At 71.4% G+C, this 25,178-nt stretch carries 25 protein-coding genes; 21 read left to right on the forward strand and 4 right to left on the reverse strand.

All coding sequences use genetic code 11. The annotated features are described in order from the left end of the window. The first annotated feature begins 12 nt into the window (after positions 1-12). Positions 13-1,515 (forward strand): M1 family metallopeptidase, encoded by a 1,503-nt coding sequence (locus KZQ38_RS01790; RefSeq protein WP_219437707.1) that lies wholly within the window; start codon positions 13-15, stop codon positions 1,513-1,515. 64 nt (positions 1,516-1,579) lie between these two features. Here the strand turns inward: KZQ38_RS01790 and KZQ38_RS01795 are convergent, their stop codons facing one another. The 3 genes from KZQ38_RS01795 to KZQ38_RS01805 are packed head-to-tail and all read right to left on the reverse strand — an operon-like array spanning position 1,580 to position 4,505. Then, the gene (locus KZQ38_RS01795; RefSeq protein ID WP_219437709.1) at positions 1,580-2,683 is read right to left on the reverse strand and encodes a CU044_5270 family protein; all 1,104 of its coding nucleotides are present in this window, start codon (positions 2,681-2,683) and stop codon (positions 1,580-1,582) included. Further along, positions 2,680-3,231, reverse strand: coding sequence for an RNA polymerase sigma factor (locus KZQ38_RS01800; protein ID WP_308258196.1), 552 nt, complete (start codon positions 3,229-3,231; stop codon positions 2,680-2,682). Before KZQ38_RS01800 ends, KZQ38_RS01795 begins: the two co-directional genes overlap by 4 nt. 44 nt (positions 3,232-3,275) lie before the next feature. Further along, positions 3,276-4,505 (reverse strand): isochorismate synthase, encoded by a 1,230-nt coding sequence (locus tag KZQ38_RS01805; protein WP_219437713.1) that lies wholly within the window; start codon positions 4,503-4,505, stop codon positions 3,276-3,278. A gap of 63 nt (positions 4,506-4,568) precedes the next feature. On the opposite strand from KZQ38_RS01805, the gene KZQ38_RS01810 reads away from it, so the two are divergent. From KZQ38_RS01810 to paaE, 6 genes are read left to right on the forward strand one after another with little or no spacing between them, the layout of a single operon-like run. Beyond that, positions 4,569-5,033 (forward strand): DUF3592 domain-containing protein, encoded by a 465-nt coding sequence (locus KZQ38_RS01810; protein ID WP_308258197.1) that lies wholly within the window; start codon positions 4,569-4,571, stop codon positions 5,031-5,033. Between the two features lie 41 nt (positions 5,034-5,074). After that, a complete protein-coding gene (gene paaA, locus KZQ38_RS01815; protein ID WP_219437717.1) occupies positions 5,075-6,010 on the forward strand; it encodes a 1,2-phenylacetyl-CoA epoxidase subunit PaaA in 936 nt (311 codons plus the stop codon). Next, positions 6,007-6,291 carry a 1,2-phenylacetyl-CoA epoxidase subunit PaaB gene (gene paaB / locus KZQ38_RS01820; protein WP_219437719.1) on the forward strand — a complete coding sequence of 95 codons (285 nt, stop codon included), beginning with the start codon at positions 6,007-6,009 and terminating at the stop codon, positions 6,289-6,291. The genes paaA and paaB overlap by 4 nt, the downstream gene beginning before the upstream one ends. Next, a complete protein-coding gene (paaC, locus tag KZQ38_RS01825) occupies positions 6,288-7,169 on the forward strand; it encodes a 1,2-phenylacetyl-CoA epoxidase subunit PaaC (RefSeq protein WP_219437721.1) in 882 nt (293 codons plus the stop codon). The genes paaB and paaC overlap by 4 nt, the downstream gene beginning before the upstream one ends. Beyond that, positions 7,163-7,654: a 1,2-phenylacetyl-CoA epoxidase subunit PaaD gene (gene paaD, locus KZQ38_RS01830; RefSeq protein ID WP_219437723.1), complete on the forward strand. Its 492-nt coding sequence runs from the start codon at positions 7,163-7,165 to the stop codon at positions 7,652-7,654. The genes paaC and paaD overlap by 7 nt, the downstream gene beginning before the upstream one ends. After that, the gene (paaE, locus tag KZQ38_RS01835) at positions 7,655-8,689 is read left to right on the forward strand and encodes a 1,2-phenylacetyl-CoA epoxidase subunit PaaE (RefSeq protein WP_219437725.1); all 1,035 of its coding nucleotides are present in this window, start codon (positions 7,655-7,657) and stop codon (positions 8,687-8,689) included. On the opposite strand, the gene KZQ38_RS01840 is transcribed toward paaE, so the two are convergent. Further along, positions 8,677-9,498, reverse strand: a complete 822-nt coding sequence (locus KZQ38_RS01840; RefSeq protein WP_219437727.1) for an inositol monophosphatase family protein — start codon at positions 9,496-9,498, stop codon at positions 8,677-8,679. The genes paaE and KZQ38_RS01840 overlap by 13 nt on opposite strands. 155 nt (positions 9,499-9,653) lie before the next feature. On the opposite strand from KZQ38_RS01840, the gene KZQ38_RS01845 reads away from it, so the two are divergent. The 14 genes from KZQ38_RS01845 to KZQ38_RS01910 all read left to right on the forward strand — a co-directional run bounded on the left by KZQ38_RS01845 (position 9,654) and on the right by KZQ38_RS01910 (position 25,157). After that, positions 9,654-10,757, forward strand: coding sequence for a glycosyltransferase family 4 protein (locus KZQ38_RS01845; protein WP_219437728.1), 1,104 nt, complete (start codon positions 9,654-9,656; stop codon positions 10,755-10,757). Then, positions 10,754-11,908, forward strand: coding sequence for a glycosyltransferase (locus KZQ38_RS01850; protein ID WP_219437730.1), 1,155 nt, complete (start codon positions 10,754-10,756; stop codon positions 11,906-11,908). Before KZQ38_RS01845 ends, KZQ38_RS01850 begins: the two co-directional genes overlap by 4 nt. Before the next feature lie 600 nt (positions 11,909-12,508). Continuing rightward, a complete protein-coding gene (locus KZQ38_RS01855) occupies positions 12,509-13,210 on the forward strand; it encodes a demethylmenaquinone methyltransferase (RefSeq protein ID WP_219437732.1) in 702 nt (233 codons plus the stop codon). 66 nt (positions 13,211-13,276) lie between these two features. Continuing rightward, the gene (locus KZQ38_RS01860) at positions 13,277-14,554 is read left to right on the forward strand and encodes a geranylgeranyl reductase family protein (RefSeq protein ID WP_219437734.1); all 1,278 of its coding nucleotides are present in this window, start codon (positions 13,277-13,279) and stop codon (positions 14,552-14,554) included. Positions 14,555-14,903: 349 nt separating this feature from the next. Then, complete coding sequence (locus KZQ38_RS01865) at positions 14,904-15,269, forward strand: NADH-quinone oxidoreductase subunit A (RefSeq protein WP_219437736.1); 366 nt, start codon at positions 14,904-14,906, stop codon at positions 15,267-15,269. A gap of 12 nt (positions 15,270-15,281) precedes the next feature. Beyond that, positions 15,282-15,830 (forward strand): NuoB/complex I 20 kDa subunit family protein, encoded by a 549-nt coding sequence (locus tag KZQ38_RS01870; protein ID WP_219437738.1) that lies wholly within the window; start codon positions 15,282-15,284, stop codon positions 15,828-15,830. A gap of 7 nt (positions 15,831-15,837) precedes the next feature. Beyond that, positions 15,838-16,578: an NADH-quinone oxidoreductase subunit C gene (locus KZQ38_RS01875; RefSeq protein WP_219437740.1), complete on the forward strand. Its 741-nt coding sequence runs from the start codon at positions 15,838-15,840 to the stop codon at positions 16,576-16,578. Continuing rightward, on the forward strand, positions 16,575-17,942 hold the full coding sequence (locus KZQ38_RS01880) for an NADH-quinone oxidoreductase subunit D (RefSeq protein WP_219437742.1): 1,368 nt from the start codon (positions 16,575-16,577) through the stop codon (positions 17,940-17,942). Before KZQ38_RS01875 ends, KZQ38_RS01880 begins: the two co-directional genes overlap by 4 nt. Beyond that, positions 17,939-18,676 (forward strand): NADH-quinone oxidoreductase subunit NuoE, encoded by a 738-nt coding sequence (nuoE, locus tag KZQ38_RS01885; protein WP_219437744.1) that lies wholly within the window; start codon positions 17,939-17,941, stop codon positions 18,674-18,676. The genes KZQ38_RS01880 and nuoE overlap by 4 nt, the downstream gene beginning before the upstream one ends. A 12-nt stretch (positions 18,677-18,688) precedes the next feature. Next, complete coding sequence (nuoF, locus tag KZQ38_RS01890; RefSeq protein WP_219437746.1) at positions 18,689-19,969, forward strand: NADH-quinone oxidoreductase subunit NuoF; 1,281 nt, start codon at positions 18,689-18,691, stop codon at positions 19,967-19,969. Next, the gene (locus KZQ38_RS01895) at positions 19,966-22,449 is read left to right on the forward strand and encodes an NADH-quinone oxidoreductase subunit G (RefSeq protein ID WP_219437748.1); all 2,484 of its coding nucleotides are present in this window, start codon (positions 19,966-19,968) and stop codon (positions 22,447-22,449) included. The genes nuoF and KZQ38_RS01895 overlap by 4 nt, the downstream gene beginning before the upstream one ends. Continuing rightward, positions 22,446-23,792 (forward strand): NADH-quinone oxidoreductase subunit NuoH, encoded by a 1,347-nt coding sequence (gene nuoH, locus KZQ38_RS01900; protein WP_219437750.1) that lies wholly within the window; start codon positions 22,446-22,448, stop codon positions 23,790-23,792. Before KZQ38_RS01895 ends, nuoH begins: the two co-directional genes overlap by 4 nt. After that, entirely contained in the window at positions 23,779-24,324 is a 546-nt protein-coding gene (gene nuoI / locus KZQ38_RS01905) for an NADH-quinone oxidoreductase subunit NuoI (RefSeq protein ID WP_219437752.1), read from the forward strand. Before nuoH ends, nuoI begins: the two co-directional genes overlap by 14 nt. After that, positions 24,321-25,157, forward strand: a complete 837-nt coding sequence (locus KZQ38_RS01910; protein ID WP_219437754.1) for an NADH-quinone oxidoreductase subunit J — start codon at positions 24,321-24,323, stop codon at positions 25,155-25,157. The genes nuoI and KZQ38_RS01910 overlap by 4 nt, the downstream gene beginning before the upstream one ends. Positions 25,158-25,178 lie beyond the last annotated feature (21 nt).

Genomic DNA, 25,178 nt, shown 5'->3' on the forward strand with positions numbered 1-25,178 from the left:
TAGCTTCGGGCCATGTCCCTGAGAGCGAAGCTCACGCTAGGCACCGCGACCGCGGCTTCCCTGCTGCTGCTCGCCGGCACCGCGTCCGCCGCGGAACCGGGTTCGCCGGGTATCGGCGACCCCTATTACCCCAACGCCGGCAACGGCGGCTACGACGTCGCCCACTACGACATCCGGCTCAACTACCGGCCCACCGACGACAACCTCTCCGGCACCACCACGATCCTGGCGAAGACCACCCAGGACCTGAACCGGTTCAACCTGGACTTCCTGCTCAAGGTCAGTTCGGTCCGGGTCAACAACCGGGTCGCCTCGTTCACCCAGCAGGGCGGCGAACTGGTGGTGGACCCGAAGGGCAACCTCCGCAAGGGCACCGACGTGACGATCGTCGTCACCTACTCGGACGTCCCCTCCAGCCGTTCGGTGGACGGCTTCACGGCGTGGAAGCGCACCGCCGACGGCGCGCTCGCGATCGACGAGCCGGACGTCGCGCCCTGGTGGTACCCGAGCAACAACCACCCGACCGACAAGGCCACCTACGACGTGTCCGTGGCCGTGCCGGACGGTGTCGAGGCGATCTCGAACGGCACGTTCGAGGGCACCACGAAGCAGATCAACGGCTGGACCCGGTGGCGGTGGCGCAGCGCGAAGCCGCAGGCCAGTTACCTCACGTTCCTCGCCATCGGCCAGTACGACGTGCGCCAGTCCACCGCGCCCAACGGGCAGCCCGTGGTCAACGCGTACGCCTTGAACCTCGGTGCGCACGACGGCGCGGCACGGGCCAGCATCGAGCGCACCCCCGAGGTGGTCGAGTTCCTGGCGGAGAGCTTCGGGCCGTACCCGTTCGAGGCGCAGGGCGGCGTGGTCGTCGGCCCCGGCCAGCTGGGCTTCGCGCTGGAGAACCAGACGCGCTCGACCTACTCCACCGCGTTCTTCCAGCGCGGCGCGAACACCTACGTCGTGGCGCACGAGAACGGCCACCAGTGGTTCGGCGACTCGGTGTCGGTGCAGCGCTGGCGCGACATCTGGCTGAACGAGGGCTTCGCGAGCTACGCGGAATTCCTCTGGTCGGAGCACGTGGGCGAGGGCACGGCCCAGGAGAACGCCCAGTACACCTACGACCTGTACCCGGCGGACAGCCCGTTCTGGCAGGTCCTGCCCGGTGACCCGGGCGTGGACAACCAGTTCCACGGCGCGGTGTACGACCGCGGCGCGCTGGCCGTGCACGCATTGCGCGTGGCCGTGGGCGACGAGGCGTTCTTCGGCATCCTGAAGCAGTGGCAGCAGGCCAAGCGCTACGGCAACGCGACGATCGAGGAGTTCATCGCGCTGGCCGAGCGGGTGTCGGGCAAGCCGCTGTACGACCTCTTCCGGACGTGGCTGTTCACCAAGGGCAAGCCGGCGGCGGCTCCGGGCGCGGCGAACTTCGCCGTGGCGCGGACCCCGGTCGCCGAGCCGAAGTCGTTCCAGAAGATCCGCGAGACGCACGACCTGCTCGGGCGGCACGGCCACTGACGCGAAAACCCGCGACCGCCCCCACGTGGAGGGCGGTCGCGGTCTTTTCCGGGGACGGGCCGGATCAGGTCTGCCCGATCCCGTCGACGACCTTGGTGGTGATGGAGCTGTACCCCAGGACCGTGCCCGCCTTGATCCACGAGTAGTGCGGCTTGGGGCCGGCCACGGTGCGCTCGCCGATGAACTCGCCGGTCTTCGGGTCGACGATGAGGTCACGCCGCTCGGCCTCGGTGTCGATGCCGATGGCCACGCCGGTGCGCCCGTCGAGGGTGGCCGCCTCGTCGTACACCTTCACCCCGTCGAGCTGCGCGAGCGCCCGGTACCAGCCGGGGCGCAGGTCGGCGGGCATCAGACCGGTGCGCAGCATCTCCACGCCCCAGTGGAACATCGTCTCGGGCGCGGACCCGCGGTGCGCCGTGGCGGTGCGCAGGTAGTCCACGATGGCCTGCGGGTCACGCGGCAGGGCGTCGTAGAACGCCGGGTTGTCCCAGTCGTTCGGGTCGCCGCACACCTTCGTCGGGTTGGCCTTGGGGAAGAAGTTGCCGCACACGCCACGCCGCTCACCGGTGTCGGTGTCGATCGCCTCCGGCTCGGGCGCCTCGGACTGCGGCACGGTGCCGCCGAGCCACTTCACGCCGGGCAGCCAGCCGCGCTTCTCCAGCCACTCCTGCTGCTGGTCCTGCGGGATCCACACCTCGCGGGACGTCTCCTTGAGGTACGTGTACCCCTGGAGCGGCTGGTCCGGGTTGTCCGCGGTGGGACCGTACGTCTGGCCGCGCTGGTACCAGGCGTGCGTGTTGATGTACCGGAACTGGCCGGGCGCGAGGGGCGGGTCGACGGCGGTGATGGCGTCGGCCGCGCCGTTGAGCACCTCCTTGGCGGACAGCAGCGACACCTTGGGCTGCGTGGTCTCGGAGGCGGACGGCGGCAGCGCCTGCTGCTGTTGCGCCGGCTCGCCGCCGGTCACCAGGAACCCGGCGATGACGGCCGCGGCGGCTGCCGCGGACACCGGCAGCAGCCAGCGGCGCGAGCGGCGCGCGGCCGGTGCGGTGGCGGTCTGCTCGGCCGCCGCCGCCGCGAGGACGCGGGCGCGCACGGCGTCCAGCGGCACGTCGGCGGTGCGGGCGGCGCGTTCGAGCCGGTTCAGGGTTTCGTCGAGATCGCTCATCGCTGCGTCTCCTCGGTGAGCTGGGCTTGCAGCCTGGTGCGGACCCGGTGCAGGCGGGAGCGGACGGTGCTGGCGGGTTCGCCGAGGGCTTCGGCGACCTCGGCGGGGGTGAGGCCGGCCCACGACGTGAGCAGCAGCACGTCCCGGTCCTCGTCACGCAGGTCGGCGATGGCCGCCGCGAGGACCCGGGACGCGCGTTCGGCGTCCACGCGTTCGGCGACGGTCACGTCGTGGTCCGGTTCCGGTCGCCCCACGGCCCGCAGACCGGCGCGGCGGCCCCTGGTCTCCTTGCGCACGTGCTCGCGCACCAGGTTGGTGGCGATCCCGTACAGCCAGCCCTTGACCGGCGCGCGCGTCGGGTCGTAGTCGTGCCGCCGGCGCAGGGCGACCAGGAACGTCTCCGCGACCAGGTCGTCCGCGACCGCCTCGCCCACCCGCCCGGCGAGGTACCCGCGCAACTGGCGGGCGTGCGCGTCGAACAGCTCCGCGAACACGGCGGTGACGTCCGGGCCGCGCAGGTCCGGCGGTTTCTCCAGTGCTGTGGTCACACACCGATTGGCCGGTGGGCCACCCGGCGTCCCCGTGACCCCGCTCACAGCCCTTCGAGGGCTTCGCGGAACGGCCGCATCTTGGCGTGCGCCTCGCGCACCTCGGTGTCCGGGTCGGACTCGGCGACCAGGCCGCAGCCCGCGAACAACCGCGCCGTGCGGCCGTCGACCCGGGCGCAGCGCAACGCCACGCCCAGCTCGCCGTCACCCGCGCCGTCGACCCAGCCGACCGGACCGGCGTAACGGCCCCGGTCCATGCCTTCCAGCTCGGTGATGAGGGCGGTCGCGGCGGCACGGGGCGTACCGCCGACGGCCGCCGTGGGGTGCAGTGCCTCGGCCAACGCGAGCAGCGAGGGCGTGCCCCGGAGCGTGCCGATGACGTCGCTGGACAGGTGCGACACGTTCGGCAGGCGCAGCACGGACGGCCCGTCCACGGACATGGTGTGGCAGAACGGCCGCAGGGTCTCGGTGAGCGACGCCACGGCGTACTCGTGCTCTTCGCGGTTCTTGGCCGACGACATGAGCGCGTGCGCGAGTTCGTCGTCCGACATGCCGTCGTGGGGCCACGTGGTGCCCGCGAGAACCCGTGAGTCGACAACGGCGCCGGAACGACGCAGCAGCAGCTCCGGTGTCGCGCCGATGAGGCCGTCCACCGCGTACACCCAGCACTCGGGGTAGCGGCGGGCCAGGTTCTCCAGCACGTGCCGGTGGTCGATGTCGGCGTCCGCCACGGCCAGCAGGTCGTGCGCGAGCACCACCTTCTCCAACTCGCCCGCACGCATCCGGGCCACGGCGGCACGCACCGCCTCCCGGTACGCGGACACGGACAGCTCGCCGTCGGCGTACCGCACGTTCGACGGCCGCCGCACGGGTCTGATGTCGAGTGAAGCGCCTTCGCCGACCGTGGTCACCCACGTGTCGCCGTTGCGTGCGCCGACCACGACTTCGGGGACCACCAGCACCGAGTGGCCGGGCCGGTCGGCGAACGCCACGGAGACGAACGCCACGGGCCCGCTGCCCGGCACGCCCACCTCGTCGTCCACGTCGAGGCCCGCGGTGAACTCGCGCCACCACCGGTCGGCGGCGGCGAACCGGTCCGGCCCGGACACCTCGAACCGGGCCGCCTCACCCCACCCGACCAGGCCGGACCCGTCACGCACCCAGGCCAGCGCGCCGGTCGGCGCGGGCAGCCTGCCGAGCAGGTCGGCGTTGCCGGCGCGCGTGGTGCGCACGCGCGACCGCTGTCGCGTACGGGACGTGTGTGCTGTGGTCACGAGGTCGAGGGTATGGACTCGCGGCTGAGATGCCGCGCCCGGTCGGTCCTAGACTCTGCGCCTGTGGTGGACAACGCAGTGCCGGGCAGCGCGGTGTCGGACAACCCGGCGCGGGCCGGCGGCCGGCGCCGGCTGTGGCTGTCGGCGAGTCGGGTGCTGCTGGTCCTCGGCGGGGTCGTCACGCTGATCGGCGTGGTCCTGCTGGCGGCGTGCCTGCGGGACGACATGGCGATCGAGAAGCGCATGGGCAAGGCGACGGCCGAGGTGGTGTCCGTGTCGTTCCAACGGACCGTGGTGCGGTTCGCGACGCCGGACGGCGCGGTGCACAGCCCCTCGCAGGGCCTGCTGTACCCGGACGGGCTGGAGCCGGGGCAGTTGGTGCGCATCGAGTTCGACACGGCCGACCCGGAGCTGGCACGCGTGGCCGAGCGCACGTGGACGCTGGCGATCCTGCCGATCTCGACGTTCCTGCTGGCGGTGTGGGCGGTGCTCGCCCCGCTGGTCTGGTGGACCCGCCGGCACTTGTGACACTTCTTCCCGGAAACCGCCTCCAGGTGTAACATCACCGCATGGACCTGGAGGCGGAGTTCGAGCGCACCGTGGCGGCGGAGCACCGCGTCGAACCACGCGACTGGATGCCCGACGGCTACCGGAAGACGCTGGTCCGGCAGATCGCGCAGCACGCGCACTCCGAGATCATCGGGATGCAGCCCGAGGGCAACTGGATCAGCCGCGCGCCGTCGCTGCGCCGCAAGGCGATCCTGCTGGCCAAGGTCCAGGACGAGGCGGGCCACGGGCTCTACCTGTACGCCGCCACCGAAACCCTCGGCGCGGACCGCGGCCTGCTCACCGAGAACCTGATCTCCGGCCGCCAGAAATACTCCTCGATCTTCAACTACCCGACGCTCTCCTACGCCGACGTGGGCACGATCGGCTGGCTGGTCGACGGCGCCGCCATCTGCAACCAGGTGCCGCTGTGCCGCACCTCCTACGGCCCGTACGCGCGCGCCATGATCCGCATCTGCAAGGAGGAGTCGTTCCACCAGCGTCAGGGCTACGAGCTGCTGATGACCATGATGAGCGGCACGGACGCACAACGCGCCATGGTGCAGGAGTCCGTCGACCGGTTCTGGTGGCCGTCGCTGATGATGTTCGGCCCGCCGGACGCCGAGAGCGCCAACACCGAGCAGTCCATGAAGTGGCGCATCAAGCGCAACACCAACGACGAGCTGCGGCAGAAGTTCGTGGACATGACCGTGCCGCAGGCCGAGAAGCTCGGTGTCACGCTGCCCGACCCGCTGCTGAAGTGGAACCCCGAACGCGGCCACCACGACTTCGGCCAACCCGACTGGGACGAGTTCTGGCAGGTCGTCGGCGGCAACGGGCCGGCCAACGCGCAGCGCGTCGCACACCGCCGCAAGGCACACGAGGACGGCGAATGGGTGCGTGCGGCAGCCGCCGCGCACGCCGCCAAGCGCACGCGGACCAAGGAGAGTGCGGCATGAGTTCGTCGTGGCCGTTGTGGGAGGTGTTCGTGCGTGGCAAGCGCGGCCTCAACCACGTGCACGTGGGGTCGCTGCACGCGCCCGACGCCGAGATGGCCCTCCGCAACGCCCGTGACGTCTACACGCGACGCAACGAGGGCGTGTCCATCTGGGTGGTGCCGGCCGAAGCGATCACGGCGTCGTCCCCCGACGAGAAGGACCCGTTCTTCGCGCCGAGCGGCGACAAGGTCTACCGCCACCCCACGTTCTACGCGATCCCCGAGGACGTGCCGCACCTATGAGCTTCGACAACGCCTACGAGTCGCTGATCGACCAGGAGGACGCGCACTGGGCGTTCGGCACCGGGTTCACCGAGTCGCTGGCGGGTGTCGACCGCGCCGTCCCCGCCACCGCCGACCGCGCCGACCTCTTCGCGTACTGCCTGATGCTTGGCGACGACGCGCTGGTGCTGTCCCAGCGGCTGGCCGAGTGGTGCTCCCGCGCGCCCGAGCTGGAAGAGGACGTGGCGCTCGCCAACATCGCCCTGGACCTGCTCGGCCAGGCCCGGCTGCTGCTGACCCGCGCGGGCGAGGTCGAGGGCCGCGGCCGGGACGAGGACGCCCTGGCCTACCTGCGTGACGAGCGCGAGTTCCGCAACGTGCACCTGGCCGAGATCGAGTGCGGCCCGCTCGCGGGCGGCGACTTCGCCACCACCATGGCCCGGCTGCTGGTGTTCTCCTCCTGGAAGATCGCCCAGTACCAGCGGCTGCGTGCGTTCGTCGACCCGGTCGTGGCCGCGATCGCCGACAAGGGGCTCAAGGAACTGGCCTACCACCGCGACCACGCGGCGCAATGGGTCGTCCGGCTCGGCGACGGCACCGACGAGTCGCACGCGCGCATGGTGGCGGGTGTGCGGCGGGTGTGGCCGTATGTGGACGAACTGTTCACCGCGGACCCCGTGGAACAACGCCTGGACGTCGACCCGGCCGCGTTCCGGTCCGAAGTGGACGACGTGCTGGCCGCCGTGTTCGCCGCCGCTGGCCTGGAACGGCCCGACCCGGTGCCCGCCGCCCGCGTCAACGGCCGCGCGGGGCGGGCCGGCGTGCACACCGAGGCCATGGGCTACCTGCTCGCCGAGATGCAGCACCTGCACCGGTCGCTGCCGGGCGCGAAGTGGTGACCGCGCGGGACGTCGCGGCCCGCGTCCGCGACCCCGAGCTGCCCGTGTTGACGCTGGCCGACCTGGGCGTGCTGCGGGACGTGCGGGTCGCCGACGGCCGCGTGCTGGTCACCATCACGCCCACGTACTCGGGTTGCCCGGCCGTCGCGGAGATGGGCGCCGACCTGCGGGCGTCGTTGCACGCCGCGGGGTACGCGGACGTCGAGGTGCGGTTGTCGCTGACACCCGCCTGGACCACCGACTGGATCACCGAGGAGGGCCGCCGCAAGCTCGCCGAGGCGGGCATCGCCCCGCCGGCCCGCATCGGACCACGCCCGGCGGGACCCGTGCCGCTGACGCTCACCCCGCCGGAGCGACGCGTCGCGTGCCCGCGGTGCGGCTCCCACCACACCACCGAGCTGTCCCGGTTCGGCTCCACGGCGTGCAAAGCCCTCCGCCGGTGCGCGGACTGCGCCGAGCCCTTCGAGCACGTCAAGGAGATCTAGATGGCGCGGCCGGTGTTTCACAAGCTGACCGTGGCCGCCGTCGACCGGCTGTGCGAGGACGCGGTCGCCGTCACGTTCGACGTACCGCGCGACCTGGCCGACACCTTCGCGTTCCGCGCCGGGCAGTACCTCACGCTGCGCATCGGCGAAGAACGCCGCTCCTACTCGATTTGCGCTCCTGTCGGCGCACCGCCCCGTATCGGCGTACGACGCGTCACGGGCGGCATGTTCTCCGAACACCTCGTGGACCGCGTGCAACGCGGAGACGTGCTGGAAGTCCTGCCACCGCTGGGCAACTTCACACCCACCGGCGGCGACCACCACGGGCTCGTCGTCGCGGGTAGCGGCATCACGCCCGCCCTGTCCATCGCCGCGACCGCCCTCGCGACCGGTGCGCGCGTCACCCTGCTCTACGGCAACCGGCGCACCGACACCGTGATGTTCGCCGAGGAGCTGGCCGACCTCAAAGACCGCTACCCGGCGCGGTTCCAGCTCGTGCACGTGCTGTCCCGCGAACCACGTGACGTCGAGCTGTTCACCGGACGGCTCGACGCGGACAAGCTGCGCGCGTTGTTCGCCACCGTGGTGCCGTTCGACGCCATCGACCAGTGGTGGCTGTGCGGGCCGTACGGGCTGGTGCGTGACGCCGAGACCGTGTTGTCCGACCTCGGGGTCGACACGTCCGCCGTGCACCACGAACTGTTCTACGTCGACGAACCGCCGCCACCGCCACGTCGTCCGGAGGAAGTCCTCGACACGGCGGCCGAAGGCACCGTGATCCTCGACGGTCGCACGACGACCGTTCCGCTGCCACCCGACACACCGATCCTCGACGCGGCCCAACGGGTCCGGTCCGACCTGCCGTTCGCGTGCAAGGGCGGCGTGTGCGGCACGTGCCGGGCACGCGTCGTGTTCGGCCAGGTCGACATGCGGCGCAACTACGCCCTCGACCCGCACGAGGTCGAAGCGGGGTTCGTGCTGACCTGTCAGTCCGTGCCCGTCTCACCCGCCGTCACGGTCGACTACGACGCCTGACCCGAGGACTGCCACCACCCCAGCACCTCGTCCGCCACCTCGGGCATCGCCACCAGCAACCCGTCCACGGGCAGCGGCGCGCCCTCACCACGCCGGTCCAGCACCACCGCGCCCGACTCCACCGCCAGCGCCACCGCGCCCGCCACGTCCCACTCGTGGTAGCTGTCCAGCACGGCCGCCGCGGCGTGGCCCAACGCCACCTGCGCCACGGCCAGCGCCTTCGAGCCCAGCACCCGCACGCCCGAACCGGAGAGCGCCGCCCGGGAGATGAACTCGCCCATCCCCGGCCACGGGCCGGTCCGGGTCATCTCCGTGCAGACGATGGAACTGGCCGGCTGCCCGCTGAGCTTCACCGGCGTGCCGTTGGCCCGCATCCCCCGCCCGCGTGCCGCCGCGTAGATCTGCGCCCGGTACGGGTCGGCCACCACGCCGACCACCGGGCCCCAGCGGTCCACCAGGGCCAGGCTGTACGCGCACCACGGCAGGCCGGCCACGTAGTTCGCCGTGCCGTCCACCGGGTCCACCACCCAGCGGAACTCGGCGTCCGACGCCACGTCGTCGTCCTCGCAGAACACCGGGATGTCCGGGAACTCCGAGGTCAACACCCGCCGCGTGTGCCGCTCCAGGGTGCGGTCGGTGTCGGTCACCCAGTCGAACGGCGAGGTGTCGTCGTCGGGGCGGGCGCCCCGGCCCGCCGTCGCCATGATGACGTCCGACGCGTCGTTGGCGAGGCGGCCCGCCACTTCCAGCGCGATCGACACCAGGCCGGGATCGACTGGCTGGGCGGGACGGGACGACAAGACGGTCATGCCGACCTAGTGTCACCGCCCCTGGTGTCCGCGACACGTCCACCAGGTGAAGCGATGACGATCTCCGGGTCAACGTCAACCGTGACGCGAGGAGTTCGACCTTCGTTCCTCGATCCGTCACGCCCCCGTGTCCTTCGCGGCTCATGGTGATCGGCGTGCGTGTAGCGATCGTCACGGAGAGCTTCCTGCCGCAGGTCAACGGAGTGACCAACTCCGTCCTGAGAGTGCTGGAGCACTTGCGTGCGCACGGCCACGAAGCCTTGGTCGTCGCGCCCGGCGCGGGGGCCGACGAGCACTGCGGCACGCCCGTCGTGCGCGTGCCCGCCGTGGACCTGCCGCGGTTCAGTTCGCTGCCCGTCGGCGTGCCCACCCGCAAGGTGCTGAGCGCCCTGGCCGACTTCCGGCCCGACGTCGTGCACCTCGCCAGCCCGTTCGTGCTCGGCGCACGCGGCCTGTCCGCCGCGCGTCGGCTCGGGTTGCCGACGGTTGCCGTGTACCAGACCGACATCGCCGGGTTCGCGGGTCATTACGGGCTCGGGCTGACGGCTCGTGCGGCGTGGCGTTGGACGCGTCGCCTGCACAGCCAGGCGGATCGCACGTTGGCCCCGTCCACGTGGGCGGTGGAGGCGTTGCGGTCGCACGGTGTGCCTCGTGTGCACCGTTGGGGGCGTGGGGTCGACACGGAGTTGTTCGCGCCCGGTCGGCGGTCCGATGCGTTGCGGCGTGCCCTTGCTCCGGAGGGGGAGTTGTTGGTCGGGTACGTGGGGCGGCTTTCGCCGGAGAAGCGCGTGGAGCGGTTGCGTGCGCTTGAGGGCGTGCCGGGGGTGCGGGTCGTCGTGGTCGGCTCCGGGCCGGAGGAAGCGGCGTTGCGGCGTGCGTTGCCCGGTGCGGTGTTTCTCGGGTTCCGCGCCGGGGTCGAGTTGGCGGAGGCTTACGCGTCGTTGGACGTGTTCGTGCACACGGGGCCGCACGAGACGTTTTGTCAGGCCGTGCAGGAGGCGTTGGCCAGTGGGGTGCCCGTGGTGGCGCCCGATGCCGGTGGGCCTCGTGACCTCGTACGGGGGGATACGGGGTACTTGTTCGGGTCGGAGGAGGAGATGCGGGCTGCGGTGCTCGCGTTGCGTGATCCGTTGCGGCGCAAGCGGTATGGGCTCGCTGCGCGGCGGTGGGTGCGGGGGCGGACGTGGTCGGCGGTGTGTGATGAGCTGCTGGGGCACTACGCCGAGGTGATCGGGTGGGGGGAGCGGCGTGTCGCATGAGGATCGTGCAGCTCGCCAACTTCTACGGGCCGCGGTCCGGGGGGTTGCGCACGGCCTTGCACCACTTGGGGGCGGGGTACGCGGCGGCGGGGCACGAGGTGACGTTGGTCGTGCCCGGGGCGGCGTATGCCGATGAGCGCCTGGACCGCGCCACTTCTTCAGGTGACGCTTGTTCGGGTGACGCGGGGTCGCGCCCAGTTCGCCGAATAACGCTGCCCGCACCGCGAATCCCCGGCACGGGCGGGTACCGGGCGGTCGACCCGTGGCGGGTGCGTGCCCTGCTGGAGCACCTGCGACCCGACCGGCTGGAGGTGTCCGATCGGCTGACGTTGCGGGGGATGGGCCGGTGGGCGGCGGCACGGCGCGTGCCCAGCGTCGTGATCTCGCACGAGCGGCTGGACCGGTTGCTGGAGCAGTTCCTGCTGCCGGCGGCGTGGGCGCGGCGCGGGGCGGACTGGGCCAATGCGCGGATGGCGGCGTCGTACGACACGGTCGTGTGTACGACGGACTTCGCACGCGAGGAATTCGACCGGATCGGCGCCCGCAACGTGACCCGCGTGCCGCTGGGCGTGGACCTGACGACCTTCACCCCGCGCCGCCACGACCGGGCGTTGAAGGCCGACCTGGCGCGCGGGGCGGACGCCCTCCTCGTCCATTGCGGGCGGCTGTCGCCGGAGAAGCACGTGGAGCGCAGCATCGACACCGCGGCCGAACTCCACGCCGCCGGCCACCGCGTCCGGCTGGTCATCGCGGGCGACGGGCCGCGGCGCGAGTGGCTGGAGCGCCGGGCCTCCGGCCTGCCGGTCACGTTCCTGGGGTTCGTGGGTCGGCGGACCGACGTGGCGAACCTCCTCGCGACGGCCGACGTGTCCCTGGCCCCCGGGCCGCACGAGACGTTCGGCCTGGCGGCACTGGAGGCGTTGGCGTCCGGGACGCCGGTCGTGGTGTCCGCGTCGTCCGCGCTGCGGGAGATCGTGCGCCCCGGCTGCGGCGCCGCGGTGGCCGACCACGCCCCGGCCTTCGCCGGGGCGGTGAGCGAACTGCTGGACAACCCCGAACCCACCCGCCGCTCGGCAGCCCGCGCTCGCGCCGAGGAGTACCCCTGGCAGGCGGCCGTCGACGGGATGCTCACCGCCCTCCGCGCCGCATAGCCCCGCGCTGCGTAGCCCACGCCGCTTGTCCACCGGACGAGTGCCCTTGGCCGACCATGCCGAGCCCAGGGGCGCATCGGCCGCGCCTGCCGCCAGCCGTTTGCTCGCGTGTGCCGTCGCGCGCCATCGGTCGCCTGCGTCTGCCGCGCCTGTCCGCCGCGCTCGCCGCAGGCCACCCAACGCTTGCCTGCCGCGTCCGCAGCCGGCACGCGCCCCCAACGGGGCCCCGGCCGGCGTGGCCCCCGCCGCATCCGCCGGGCCGGGGCCACGCCAGCCGAAGCCGCTCGCCGCGCCGGAGGCCGCCGGCGCTCCGTGGTCGCACCGCAGTCCCGCACCCGCACCCGCATTTGGGCAGCGTTCAACCTCGCGTGCGTGTGCCTGCTGCCTCTTTGCCTCCCGCCGCGCCGCCTCCTCTTCTCTACGGCAACGAATTCGCCCGCCGAAAAGTTTCCGGATCGCGGCCGTTTCGCTACATTAGGTGGCCTTTCGCATCCACGACAACCAACCGGGCCACTCACCCGACAGGGTGTTTGCGCTGGTCACAGCCACGAGCGGGTGGATGCTGTGCCGGCCTCTCCGGGCGTCACCTACCATTTCCCCATGTCGCGTGCAGGTCTGGACAAGAACCCCCGCGAGGTCGCCGAGATGTTCGACGGCGTGGCCAAGGGCTACGACCGCACGAACTCCGTCATGACCCTGGGTTTCGACCGGCGCTGGCGGGAGTGGAGTCGGCGGGTGTTGGACGCCCGGCCCGGGGAGCGGGTGTTGGACCTCGCCGCGGGCACGGCGGTGTCGACCGTCGAGTACGCGGCGTCCGGCGCGTGGTGCGTGGCGGCCGACTTCTCGTTGGGCATGTTGCTCGGCGGGGCGCACCGGGCGGTGCCCAAGGTGGCCGCCGACGCGCTCCACCTGCCGTTCGCGGACGGGGTGTTCGACGCCGTCACGGTCTCGTTCGGCATCCGCAACTTCAGCGACACCGAGGCGGCGCTGCGGGAGATGGCCCGGGTGGTGCGGCCGGGCGGCCGGCTGGTGATCTGCGAGGTCTCCACGCCGACCTTCCGCCCGTTCCGCTACGTCTACATGCGCCACCTGCTGCGCCTCGTCCCGTTCACCGCGCGCTTCGTCTGCTCCAACCCGGACGCCTACGACTACCTGGCCGAGTCGATGCGCACGTGGCCGGACCAGCGGTCGCTGGCGGAGATCATCTCGCGGGCCGGGTGGGACGACGTCGCCTGGATGAACCTCACCGGTGGCGTGGTGGCGTTGCACCGCGCGACCAAGCCGGTCCAGCGGGAAGGCTGAACGGCTCTCAGCCACGCGCAAGTAGACTCGCCTCGGACTTTGTGAACCCAGGCACAAGGAGCGGGGATGACGACTCCCAGCCGCCGGCAGGCAGGCGAGGACGCCGAGGTGATCGTGGTCGGCGCGGGCCCGGCGGGCTCCACGGCGGCGACCTACCTGGCCCGCGCGGGCCTGGACGTGCTGTTGTTGGAGAAGTCCGTGTTCCCCCGCGAGAAGGTGTGCGGTGACGGGCTCACGCCGCGCGGCGTGAAGCAGCTGGTCGACCTCGGCATCGACACCCGCGAGGAAGCCGGCTGGCTGCACAACCGGGGTCTGCGCGTGGTCGGCGGCGGCGTGACGTTGGAGCTGGACTGGCCGGACCTGGCGACGTTCCCGCCGTACGGCGTGGTGCGACCGCGGCAGGACTTCGACGAGCTGCTCGCGAAGACGGCCCAGCAGGCGGGCGCGCGCCTGTTCGAGCAGACGACGGTGACGGGCGCGATCACCGAGAACGGCCGGGTCGTCGGCGTCACCGCGAAGACCGGCCCGGACAAGCGGGAGGTCACCTACCGCGCGCCGGTGGTGATCGGCTGCGACGGGGTGTCCGCGCGGCTCGCGCTGAGCGTCGGCCTCCAGAAGGACGACGCGAAGCCGATGGGCGTGGCGGTGCGCCGCTACTACGCGAGCCCGCGCACCAAGGACGACTACCTGGAGTCGCACCTGGAGCTGTGGGACCGGGCGAACGACGTGCTGCTGCCCGGCTACGGCTGGATCTTCGGCATGGGCGACGGAACCGTGAACGTCGGCCTCGGCATCCTCAGCACCTCCAAGGCGTACGGGACTACGGACTACCGAGCCCTCCTGCGGTCGTGGCTGGACGGCACGCCGGAGGAGTGGGGCTTCCGCGAGGAGAACGCCACCGGCCGGATCGGCGGCGCGGCGCTGCCGATGGGCTTGAACCGCAAACCGCACTACCGGGACGGCTTGCTGCTGGTCGGGGACGCGGGCGGCATGGTCAACCCGTTCAACGGCGAGGGCATCGGCTACGCCATGGAGTCGGCGCGGATCGCGGCGGAGACCGTGGTGCAGGCGATGTCGCGCACCAACTGGGGCCGGGAGCGGGCGCTCCAGGGCTACCCGGTGCGGATCGAGCAGGCGTTGGGCGGCTACTACCGGCTCGGCAACGTGTTCAGCCGCCTGATCGGCCACCCGACGGTGATGCGCACCGCGACCAAGTACGGCCTACCTCGGAAAACGTTGATGAAGCTGGTCCTGAAGCTGTTGGCGGGCCTTTACGACCCGAAGGACGGCGACTCGTTCGACCGCATCATCACGGCCGCCACGAAACTCACCCCTTCGGCCTAATCGCACCTCCTCCGATCGTCGCAGCGCCGGCTTCCAAGCCGGCGCTGTTTCGTTTTGGGTGTGGCCCGGTTCACCCCGAGGCCGCCGGAGCATCGTTCAGCGGCGGGTATCCGCAGGTCAGCGGTACTGCGGGGGGTGTTGGTCACGCCTCTGTGTGACGTTCTACACTGGCCCTCAGGTCTTGTGAATCAGTTCACAACCGGCTGTGATGCCTTGTGAACTGTTTCACAAGCGCCCGGCGGATCGTTAGGCACGCCTAACTTCCGAAGGGCGCAAGAACACCCCTTAGGGTGCGCAACGGTCGGCTGTGCCACCACCACCGCGACACGCGAGGAAAGGACGACGTGGAGTGCTGGACCCTTACCTCCCCCTCGTATTGATGTTCGCCCTCGCCGCGGCCTTCGCACTGTTCTCGGTGACGGCCGCGCCCTACGTCGGCCCCCGCCGCTACAACAAGGCGAAGCTCGACGCCTACGAGTGCGGCATCGAACCGTCACCGCAGCCCGTGGTGGGCGGTGGCCGGATGCCGGTCGCCTACTACCTCACCGCGATGCTGTTCATCCTGTTCGACATCGAAATGGTGTTCCTCTACCCGTTCGCGGTCTCCGCGGACCGGCTCGGCCTGTTCGGCCTGGTGGAGATCGCCCTGTTCGTCGCGACGGTCGGCTTCGCGTACGCCTACGTGTGGCGGCGCGGCGGCCTCGACTGGAACTGAGGGGGGAAGACCGTGGGCCTCGAAGAGAAGCTCCCGAACGGCATCCTGCTCGCGAGCGTGGAGAAGCTGGTCAACTGGACCCGCAAGTCCTCGCTGTGGCCCGCCACGTTCGGCCTCGCGTGCTGCGCCATCGAGATGATGACCACCGGCGCGCCGCGCTACGACCTCGCGCGCTTCGGCATGGAGGTCTTCCGCGCGTCGCCGCGCCAGGCGGACCTGATGATCGTCGCGGGCCGGGTCACCAACAAGATGGCGCCCGTGCTGCGGCAGATCTACGACCAGATGCCGGAGCCGCGCTGGGTGCTGGCGATGGGCGTGTGCGCCTCCAGCGGCGGCATGTTCAACAACTACGCGGTGGTGCAGGGCGTGGACCACGTCGTGCCGGTCGACATGTACCTGCCGGGGTGCCCGCCCCGCCCGGAGATGCTGATCGACGCGATCCTCAAGATCCACGCCAAGATCATGGACGAGCCGCTGGGTCCGACGCGGGCCGCGCTGCTGGCCGAGCAGGGCCGCACCACGGAACTCATCCCGTCGTCCCAGCGCTTTGCGAAGAAGTGAGCGACCGATGACCCAGCCTGGTGACGAGCACTCCAGCGCCGACCGCGCGGTCGAGGGCCTGGAGGCGAGCGACACGGAGCCCAAGGCGCCGATCATCGCCGGCAAGTCCCGCACGGGCATGTTCGGCGTGTCGGGCAGCGGCGACACCTCCGGCTTCGGCGGCCTGCGGCTGCCCGCGCACGTGGCGCCGCCCAGCGAACGGCCCTACGGCGGTTGGTTCGACGAGGTCGCCGACGAGCTGCTGGCCGCGATCCGCGAGCGCGACCTGCCCGCCGACACCGTCCAGCAGATCACCGTCGACCGCGGTGAGATCACGTTCTACCTGCGCCGGGAGAACCTGGTGGAGGTGGCGCGGATCCTGCGCGACGACCCGGCGCTGCGGTTCGAGCTGTGCAGCTCGGTGTCCGGTGTGGACTACGGGCCGGACGTGGCGCAGCGGCTGCACTCCGTCTACCACCTCACGTCCATGACCTACCGCCGGCGCATCCGGCTGGAGGTCGCGGTGGACGTGGACGACGCGCACATCCCCAGCGTGGTCGCGGTCTACCCGACCGCGGACTGGCAGGAGCGCGAGGCGTGGGACATGTTCGGGATCGTCTACGACGGTCACCCGGGCCTGACCCGAATCCTGATGCCGGACGACTGGGACGGCCACCCGCAGCGCAAGGACTACCCGCTCGGCGGCATCCCGGTGGAGTACAAGGGCGCGGAGATCCCCCCGCCCGACCAGAGGCGGTCCTACTCATGAGCGAACGGCTTTCCGACGTGACCACCGGCACCGACACCTCGGCCGCCGGTCGCGAGAGCGACCCGTACGCCAGCTCCCGGGAGACCACCGAGGGCACCGTCTACACGGTGACCGGCGGCGACTGGGACGAGTTCCTCAACGACTCGGCGGGCGACGAGCGCATCGTCATGAACCTCGGCCCGCAGCACCCGTCGACGCACGGCGTGCTGCGCCTGGTGCTGGAGCTGGAGGGCGAGACCGTCACCCAGGCCCGCAGCGTCATCGGCTACCTGCACACGGGTATCGAGAAGAACTGCGAGTACCGCACCTGGACGCAGGGCGTCACGTTCGTGACGCGCATGGACTACCTCGCGCCGCTGCACAACGAGGCCGCGTACTGCCTCGCGGTGGAGAAGCTGCTCGGCGTCACCGCGCCCAGCCGCGCGCAGACCATCCGCGTGCTGCTGATGGAGCTGAACCGGATCAGCTCGCACCTGGTGGCGCTGGCCACCGGCGGCATGGAGCTGGGCGCGCTGACCGGCATGACCTCGGGCTTCCGCGAGCGCGAGGAGGTGCTGCACCTGCTGGAGCACCTGACCGGTCTGCGGATGAACCACGCCTTCATCCGGCCCGGCGGCCTGGCGCAGGACCTCCCGGAGGACGCGCCGCAACGCATCCTCGACTTCATCAAGGTCATGGACTCGCGGCTGCCGGACTACGACAAGCTGCTCACCGGCCAGCCGATCTGGCGCAACCGCCTGGCGGGCATCGGCTACCTGCCGGTGGACGCGTGCCTCGCGCTGGGCATCACCGGCCCGGTCCTGCGGTCGGCGGGCCTCGCCTGGGACCTGCGCAAGATCGAGCCGTACTCCGGTTACGAGAACTACGAGTTCGACGTGCCCACGGCCACCGAGGCGGACTCGTTCGCCCGCTACCGGCTGCGGGTCGCGGAGATCCACGAGTCGCTCAAGATCGTGCGGCAGGCCGTGGCCCGGCTGGAGCCGGGCCCGGTGATGGTGGAGGACGCCAAGATCGCGTGGCCCGCGCAGCTCACCATCGGCGCCGACGGCATGGGCAACTCGCTGGAGCACGTCCGCAAGATCATGGGCCAGTCCATGGAGTCCCTGATCCACCACTTCAAGCTGGTGACCGAGGGCTTCCAGGTGCCGGCGGGCCAGGTGTACGTGCCGATCGAGTCGCCGCGCGGCGAGCTGGGCTACCACGTGGTGTCCGACGGCGGCACCCGGCCGATGCGCGTGCACGTGCGCGAACCCAGCTTCGTGAACCTCCAGTCGATGCCCGCGATGTGCGAGGGCGGCATGGTCGCCGACGTCATCGCGTCGGTGGCCTCTATCGACCCCGTGATGGGTGGTTGTGACCGATGACCCAGACCCAGGAACCGACCGGCGTGTTCGACCAGGACACCGTCGCGCGCGCGCAGGCGATCATCGCGCGGTACCCGCAGCCGCGGTCGGCGCTGCTGCCGATGCTGCACCTGGTGCAGTCCGTGGAGGGGTACGTCAGCCAGGCGGGCATCGCGTTCTGCGCCGGGCAGCTCGACCTGGCCCACGCCGAGGTCAGCGCGGTCGCGACGTTCTACACCATGTACAAGCGCCGCCCGTGCGGCGAGCACCTGGTGAGCATCTGCACGAACACGTTGTGCGCCGCGCTCGGCGGTGACGCGATCTACGCCGCCGTGCGGGAGCACCTCGGTTCGGACGGCAAGCCGCTCGGCCACGAGGAGACCGCGGGCGAGCCGGGCGCGCCCGGCTCGATCACGCTGGAGCACGCCGAGTGCCTGGCCGCGTGCGACCTCGGCCCGGTGCTCCAGGTGAACTACGAGTTCTTCGACAACCAGACGCCGGAGAAGGCGCTGGAGCTGGTGAAGGCGTTGCAGGCCGGTGAGAAGCCGCACCCGACGCGGGGCGCGCCGCTGACCGACTTCCGGCAGGCCGAACTCCAGCTCGCGGGTTTCTTCGAGGGGCGCGACGCGGACCTGGACGGGCCGTCGGCGGCGCCGGAGACGGTGCGCGGCGCCGCGGTCGCGGCCGACCGCGGGTGGACCGCGCCGACGATGCCGGAGAACGCCGAGTTCCCCGCGCTGCCGGAAAAGAAGTAGGGGGAGGCGGACATGGTCGACCAACTGACGCCCGTCCTCACGAAGCGCTGGCTGTCGCCGCGCTCGTGGACGCTGAAGACCTACGAGCAGCTGGAGGGCTACACGGCGCTGCGCAAGGCGCTGAAGGCCCACCCGGACCAGCTCATCCAGCAGTGCAAGGACTCCGGGCTGCGCGGCCGGGGCGGCGCGGGTTTCCCGACCGGCCTGAAGTGGGGCTTCATCCCGCAGAACGACGGCAAGCCGCACTACCTGGTGATCAACGCCGACGAGGGCGAACCGGGCACCTGCAAGGACATCCCGCTGATGATGGCGGACCCGCACTCGCTGATCGAGGGCATCATCATCACCTCGTACGCGATCCGCGCGAACTTCGCCGCGATCTACGTGCGGGGCGAGGTGCTGCACTGCATCCGCCGGCTCAACAACGCCGTGCGCGAGGCGTACGCCGCGGGCTACCTGGGCAAGGACATCCTCGGCTCCGGGTTCGACCTGGACGTGGTGGTGCACGCGGGCGCGGGCGCGTACATCTGCGGCGAGGAGACGGCGCTGCTCGACTCGCTGGAGGGCAAGCGCGGCCAGCCCCGGCTCAAGCCGCCGTTCCCGGCGACCGCCGGCCTCTACGCGTCGCCGACCGTGGTCAACAACGTGGAGACCATCGCGTCGGTGCCCTACATCGTCAACGGCGGCGCGGACTGGTTCCGCGCCATGGGCCGGGAGCGCTCGCCGGGCCCGAAGATCTACTCGCTGTCCGGCCACGTGGAGCGGCCCGGCCAGTACGAGGCGCCGATGGGCACGACGCTGCGCACCCTGCTGGACATGGCGGGCGGCATGAAGGACGGCATCCCGCTGAAGTTCTGGACGCCGGGCGGCTCGTCCACCCCGCTGTTCACCGCCGAGCACCTGGACGTCCCGCTGGACTTCGAGGGCGCGGCGGAGGCCGGGTCGATGCTGGGCACCACGGCGTTGCAGATCTTCAACGAGACGGTGTCCGTCCCGTGGGCGGTCATGAAGTGGACCGAGTTCTACAAGCACGAGTCGTGCGGCAAGTGCACGCCGTGCCGCGAGGGCACCTACTGGCTCGTCCAGATCCTCCAGCGGATGAACCGGCACGAGGGCACGCCGGCGGACATCGAGACGCTGCTGGACATCTGCGACAACATCCTGGGCCGCTCGTTCTGCGCGCTCGGCGACGGTGCGGTCAGCCCGATCACCAGCGGCATCAAGTATTTCAAGGACGAGTTCCTGGCGCTGTGCGACCGGAACTCGAAGGTCCTGGCGGGAGCAAGCGCATGACGATCGCGCCTGACAAGAGCACCGAGCTGGTGGTCCCGGAGGGCCACGTCAAGCTCGTCATCGACGGCATGGAGGTCGTCGCGCCCAAGGGCGAGCTGCTGATCCGCACCGCGGAGCGGCTGGGCATCGTCGTGCCGCGGTTCTGCGACCACCCGCTGCTGGACCCGGCGGGCGCGTGCCGGCAGTGCCTGGTCGAGGTGGAGATGGGCGGCCGGCCGATGCCGAAGCCGCAGGCGTCCTGCACGATGACCGTCGCCGACGGCATGGTGGTCAAGACGCAGCTCTCCTCGCCGGTGGCGGACAAGGCGCAGCAGGGCGTGATGGAGCTGCTGCTGATCAACCACCCGCTCGACTGCCCGATCTGCGACAAGGGCGGCGAGTGCCCGTTGCAGAACCAGGCGCTCAAGCACGGTCGCGCGGAGTCCCGCTTCCACGAGCACAAGCGGACGTTCCCGAAGCCGATCGCGGTCAGCGCGCAGGTGCTGCTGGACCGCGAGCGGTGCGTGCTGTGCCAGCGGTGCACCCGGTTCTCCAAGGAGATCGCCGGCGACCACAACTTCCTGGACCTGCTGGAGCGCGGCGCGCAGCAGCAGGTCGGCACGGCGGCGACCGCGCGGATCGAGGGTGTCGACGAGGGCTCGAACCAGAGCTACTTCTCCGGCAACACCATCCAGATCTGCCCGGTGGGCGCGTTGACCTCGGCCGCGTACCGGTTCCGGGCGCGACCGTTCGACCTGGTGTCCACGCCGAGCGTGTGCGAGCACTGCTCCTCGGGCTGCGCGGAGCGCACCGACTGGCGGCGCGGCAAGGTGCAGCGCAAGCTCGCGGGCGACGACCCGGAGGTGAACGAGGAGTGGCTCTGCGACAAGGGCCGCTTCGCGTTCCGCTACGCCACCGCCGACGACCGGATCACCCGGCCGCTGGTGCGTGACGCCGAGTCCGGTGAACTGCGCGAGTCGTCGTGGACGGAGGCGTTGCGGGTCGCGGCGGACGGGCTGGCGAAGGCACGTGCCGGCAAGGGCGCGGCGGTGCTCGCGGGCGGTCGGCTGACCGTCGAGGACGCCTACGCGTACAGCAAGTTCGCGCGGGTCGCGTTGCACACCAACGACGTCGACTTCCGCGCCCGCGCGCACTCGGCGGAGGAGCTGGCGTTCCTCACGTCCTCGGTGCTGGGCACGACGCCGGAGAACGGCGTGACGTTCCGCGGCATCGAGGCCGCGCCGGCCGCGTTGCTGGTGGCGTTCGAGCCGGAGGAGGAGGCGCCGATCGTCTTCCTGCGGCTGCGTAAGGCCGCCCGCCGCAACCGCACCAAGGTGTTCCACCTGGGCCAGTACACGACGCCCGCGGTGGAGAAGACCTTCGGCACGCTGCTCGCGTGCGTGCCCGGTGGCGAGCCGGCCGCGTTGAACGCGTTGCCCGAGCACGCCGCGGACGTGGTGGAGGACCTGGGCAAGCCGGGTTCGGTGATCCTCGTCGGCGAGCGCGCGGCGGAGGTGCCCGGCCTGTTCTCGGCGGTCGCGGCGCTGGCCGCGCGGACCGGCGCGCGGGTCGCCTGGATCCCGCGCCGCGCGGGTGAGCGCGGCGCGCTGGAGGCCGGTCTGCTGCCGACGCTGCTGCCCGGCGGGCGGCTGGTGTCCGACGCGGCGGCCCGTGCCGAGGTGGAGCACGCGTGGGGGCTGCCCGCGGGCGCGCTGCCGGAGCAGCCGGGTCGCGACACGACGGGCATCCTGACCGCCGCCGCGAGCGGTGGCCTGGGCGCGTTGGTCGTCGGCGGCGTCGACCCGTTCGACCTGCCGGACCCGGCGCTGGCCGAGCGCGCGCTGGCCGCGGTCGGGTTCGTGGTGAGCCTGGAGCTGCGGCACAGTGCGGTCACCGCGCACGCCGACGTGGTGCTGCCGATCGCGCCCGCGGTGGAGAAGGCGGGCAGCTACCTCAACTGGGAGGGCAGGCACCGCCCGTTCGGCGCCACCCTGGAGGGCACCGGCGCGTTGTCCGACGGCCGCGTGCTGGACACCCTGGCGGTGGAGCTGGACGCGGACCTGTTCACGCAGACGCCGGCCGCCGCGGCGGCCGACTTCGACCGGCTCGGCCGGGGCGCGCTCACCGCGCAGCCGCCGACCGAGGCCGCGCCGCTGCTGCCGCAGCCGAAGGCGGGCCAGGTGGTGCTCGCGACGTGGCGGCGGTTGCTGGACAACGGTTCCGCGCAGGACGGCGAGCCGCACCTGGCGGGCACCGCGCGCCCGGTGGTGGCGAAGCTGTCCGAGGCCACCGCACGGGGCCTGGGCGTCGTGCCCGGTGACGTGATCACCGTGTCGACCGACCGGGGCGAGGTGTCGCTGCCGGTCGAGGCCGCCGACCTGCCGGACGGCGTCGTGTGGCTGCCCGGCAACTCGGGCGCGGTCACCGTGCGGCGCAACCTGGCCGCCGGTCACGGCTCGGTGGTGGCCGTTTCCGCCGCACCGCTCGGAGGCAACGCATGAGCACCGCACAACTGCTGGCCGACGACCCCGTCTGGCTGGTGATCGTCAAGGTCGTGGGGATCTTCGCGTTCCTCGTCGTGATGACCTTGTTCATGATCAACTGGGAGCGCAAGGTCGTCGCGCGGATGCAGCAGCGGCCCGGACCCAACCGGGTCGGGCCGAACGGCTGGCTCCAGTCGCTCGCGGACGGTCTGAAGCTCGCGTTCAAGGAGGACATCCGCCCCGTCCTGGCGGACAAGTGGGTGTACTTCCTCGCGCCGGTGATCTCGTGCGTGCCCGCGTTCGTGGCGTTCTCCGTCATCCCGCTCGGCGGCGAGGTGTCGATCTTCGGCGAGCGCACCGCGCTCCAGCTGGTCGACCTGCCGGTGGGCGTGCTGGTGGTGCTCGCCTGCTCCTCGCTCGGCGTCTACGGCATCGTGCTGTCCGGCTGGGCCTCCGGCTCGCCGTACCCGCTGCTCGGCGCGTTGCGCTCGGCCGCGCAGGTCATCTCGTACGAGATCGCGATGGGCCTGTCCATCGTCGCCGTCGTGATGAGTTCCCACTCGCTGTCCACGGCCGACATCGTGGGCGCGCAGGCGGGCACCATCGCGTGGGGCGCGCTGCCCGCGTGGAACGCGATCCTGCTGCCGGTGAGCTTCATCATCTACGTGATCTCCATGGTGGGCGAGACCAACCGCGCCCCGTTCGACCTCCCCGAGGCCGAGTCGGAGCTGGTCGGTGGTTTCCACACCGAGTACAGCTCGCTGAAGTTCGCGTTGTTCTTCCTCGCCGAGTACATCAACATGGTGACCGTCTCGGCGCTGGCGACCACGTTGTTCCTGGGCGGCTGGCGGTTCCCGTTCGTCGGCGACGACCACCTGCTCAACAGCGGCTGGTTCGGGCTGCTCTGGTTCGTGCTCAAGACGCTGGCGTTCCTGTTCCTGTTCATCTGGCTGCGCGGCACCCTGCCCCGGCTGCGGTACGACCAGTTCATGCGCCTCGGCTGGAAGTTCCTGGTGCCGATCGCGTTGTTCTGGTTCGTCGCGGTCGCGTTCTCCCGCTACATCAACCAGGCGGGCCTGAGCACGGGGCTGCTGCTCACCGTGTTCGGCGTGGTCCTGGCGGTGATCCTGCTGGTGGCGTTCCTGCTGCCGGACAAGCGCGAGGTGCGCGACCCGAACGCCGTGCCGGTGACCGGCGGCGGGTACCCGGTGCCGCCGCTCGACCTGAGCGTGCCCAAGTCGCCGCCACGCCGGCAGCCGCCGGTCGCGCGGCTGCCCACCTCCGGCGAAGCCGGTGTCCGGAACCAAGAGCCCGCCGCGGTAACCGCATCACCTAAGGAGGCCGGCGATGGGGATGCTTGATCCCGTCAAGGGTTTCGGCGTCACCTTCGGGACGATGTTCAAGAAGGTCGTCACCGAGGAGTACCCGGAGGTCAAGAAGGTCACCGCGCCGCGGTACCACGGCCGCCACCAGCTCAACCGGCACCCGGACGGGCTGGAGAAGTGCGTCGGCTGCGAGCTGTGCGCGTGGGCGTGCCCGGCGGACGCGATCTTCGTGGAGGGCGGCGACAACACCGAGGACGAGCGCTACTCGCCCGGTGAGCGGTACGGCGCGGACTACCAGATCAACTACCTGCGCTGCATCGGCTGCGGCCTGTGCATCGAGGCGTGCCCGACCCGCTCGCTCACCATGACCAACGAGTACGAGCTGGCCGACGACGACCGCCAGAAGCTGATCTACACGAAGGAGGACCTGCTCGCGCCGCTGCTGTCCGGCATGGAGCAGCCGCCGCACCCCATGCGGCTCGGCGAGAACGAGCAGGACTACTACGTGCACGGGCCGCGGCTGGCCGCCGAGGCACGCGACGGCCAGGCGCGGGAGGCCGGGCGATGACGTCGTTCCTGCTCCAGCCGGAGACCGTCGGACGGGTCGTGGACACCGTCACCACCGGCGAGGCCGTCGCGTTCTGGGTCCTCGGACCGCTGGCGCTGGCCGGCGCGCTCGGGATGCTGTTCGCGCGCAACGCCGTCCACTCGGCGCTGTGGCTGGTGCTCACCATGCTCAGCCTCGGCGTGCTCTACATGGTGCAGCAGGCGCCGTTCCTCGGCTTCGTGCAGATCATCGTCTACACCGGCGCGATCATGATGCTGTTCCTGTTCGTGCTGATGCTGGTCGGCCGGGACAGCTCGGACTCGGTGGTCGAGGTGCTGCGCGGGCAGCGGCTCACCGCGATCGTGCTGGGCATCGGGTTCGCGGGTCTCGTCGTCGGCTCGCTCGCGCGGGCGCTGACCGACGTGGCGCCGGCCGGCCTCGCGCAGCAGAACACCCAGAACGGCGGGAACGTCGCGAACATCGGTGAGCTGCTGTTCACCGACTTCCTGTTCCCGTTCGAGCTGACCTCGGCGCTGCTGATCACCGCGGCCGTCGGCGCGATGGTGCTGGCGTTCAGCTCGCGCGTCGGCAAGGACCGCAAGAAGACGCAGAAGGAACTGGTGGAGGAGCGCTTCCGCGGCGACCGCGTCGGCTCCCTGCCCGGTCCGGGCGTGTTCGCGACCGCCAACTCGGTCGCGACGCCCGCCCTGCTGCCGGACGGCTCGGTGGCGAGCGAATCGCTGTCCGAGCTGATCGAGACCACCGCCAAGGAGACGTTGGACGACGACCTCGCCGAGGTCTCCGGCGACGGCCACCAGGCCGACGCTCGTGCCCTCAAGGGGGACCAGTCGTGACCGCGCGGACCGGCCGCGGCC

Source organism: Saccharothrix obliqua, from assembly GCF_019375475.1.
Taxonomy (GTDB): Bacteria; Actinomycetota; Actinomycetes; order Mycobacteriales; family Pseudonocardiaceae; genus Actinosynnema; species Actinosynnema obliqua.